General features: G+C 69.2%; 1 protein-coding gene. It reads right to left on the minus strand.

Going from position 1 to position 1972, the window contains the following annotated elements:
* Positions 1-1834, minus strand: a 1834-nt coding sequence (locus AC1D01_RS32310; RefSeq protein ID WP_477873590.1) for a CarD family transcriptional regulator, incomplete at its 3' end; no start/stop codon positions are given.
* Positions 1835-1972: the final 138 nt, after the last annotated feature.

The raw sequence follows: 1972 nt of genomic DNA on the forward strand, positions 1-1972 counted from the left end.
GGATCACCGCGTGGATCGCCGCCTTCTGGTCGGGCGTCTCCTCGAAGCCGAAGCTCGCCGCGAAGGCCTCGTAGTCGTGCGGCGAGAAGCGGAACGCGAAGCCCTCGCGCGCGGCGCGGCGGGCATACAGGTTCAGCAGCTCGGCCGCGGTGTCGCGCACCTGCTCGGCGGCCTTGCGCTTGGCCTTGTCCCWCTGGCCGGAGCCGAGCCGGTGCAGCGGCGCCTCTTCGGCACTGACGCCGGTGTAGCGGCTGATCAGGTGCAGCTGCGCGACCGGCACGTACAGCGTGGCCTTGTCGGCGTATTCGAGGTGCAGGAACTCGCTCGGGCCGTCGCCCAAGTCGATGTTCATCAGGCCGACGTAGCGGCCGATGCCGTGGTTCACGTGCACCACCGGGTCGCCGACCTTCAGCTCCGACAGGTCCTTGATCAGCGCGTTGACGTCGCTGACCTGCTCCTGCTTGCGCTTGCGCCGCCCGGTGGGCGAGGTCGCGAACAGCTCGGTCTCGGTGATGAACTGAATGGCGCGGCCGAGCTCGGCGTCGTGCCAGAAGAAGCCCTCGGCCAGCGGCGCGACCGCGATCGCGAAGCGCTCGTCGCCCTGCTCGAATTCGGTGAGGCTCGCGACCGACGGCGGCTCGATGCGGCTGTCGCGCAGCAGCTCCAGCAGGCTCTCGCGCCGGCCCTCGCTCTCGGCGACGATCAGCACCCGGTGCGGCGTGGTGCCCACGTGCAGCTGCAGCTTCTTCAGCGGCTCGGGTGCGCCGCGGTCGACGCTGAGGTCGGGCAGCGGGCGGGCCCAGTCGGTCTCTTCCTTGCCGCGCACCGACAGCACCGCGTGCGCATTGGCGATCGCGAAGAAATCCTCGGTGCGCAGGAAGATGTCTTCCGGCGGCAGGATCGGCCGCTCCTTGTCGTGCTGCAGGAAGCGGTGGCGCTCGCGGGTGTCGACCCAGAAGCGCTTCAGCGCGTCGTCGACCTCGCCGTGCAGCGCGATCGCGGCCTGCTCGCCGAGGTAGTCGAAGATCGTCGCGACGCCGTCGAAGAACAGCGGCAGGTAGTACTCGATGCCGGCGGTCGCGATGCCGCTGCCGATGTCCTTGTACAGGCGCACCTTGGTCGGGTCGCCGTCCATCTTCTCGCGCCAGCGGGCGCGGAACGCGGTGCGCGAGTCCTCGTCCATCGGGAACTCGCGGCCCGGCAGCAGCCGCACCTCGGGCACCGGGTACAGGCTGCGCTGGCTGTCGGGGTCGAAGGTGCGGATGCTGTCGACCTCGTCGCCGAACAGGTCGACGCGGTAGGGCACCAGCGAACCCATCGGGAACAGGTCGATCAGCCCGCCGCGCACCGCGTACTCGCCCGGCGACACCACCTGGCTCACGTGGGTGTAGCCGGCGAGCGTGAGCTGGGCCTTCAGTGCCGCCTCGTTGAGCTTTTCCTTCTGCTTGAAGTTGAAGGTGTAGGCGGCGAGGAAGCTCGGCGGCGCGAGCCGCACCAGCGCGGTCGAGGCCGGCAGCAGCACCACGTCGACCTCGCCGCGCTGGATGCGCCACAGCGTGGCCAGCCGCTCGGAGATCAGGTCCTGGTGCGGCGAGAAGGTGTCGTAGGGCAGGGTCTCCCAGTCGGGGAACACCGCGATGCGCAGCTCGGGCGCGAAGAACGCGAGTTCGCCTTCGAGCCGCTGCGTGTCGGCCGGCTCGGCGCTGACGATCGCAGTCAATTGCTTCTGGGCGGTGCGTGCCTGCGCGAAGCGCGCCAGCAGCAGGGCATCGGCCGAGCCGATCGGGCGCGGCAGCGTGAAGCGTTTTCCGGGAGACAGGCTGGGAAGGTGCATGGACACAATCGCGCGACAAAATCAAATCGCCCCGCGCGACGTGGCGGCGGGGCGATAGGGCAGTGCCGATTATAGAATTCGCCACCTTTTCGCGCCCCATGTCGACTTCTTCCCCCTCCCGATTGTTCGCCCTCGTGC

The organism is Rhizobacter sp. P3_B12 (assembly GCF_056402895.1).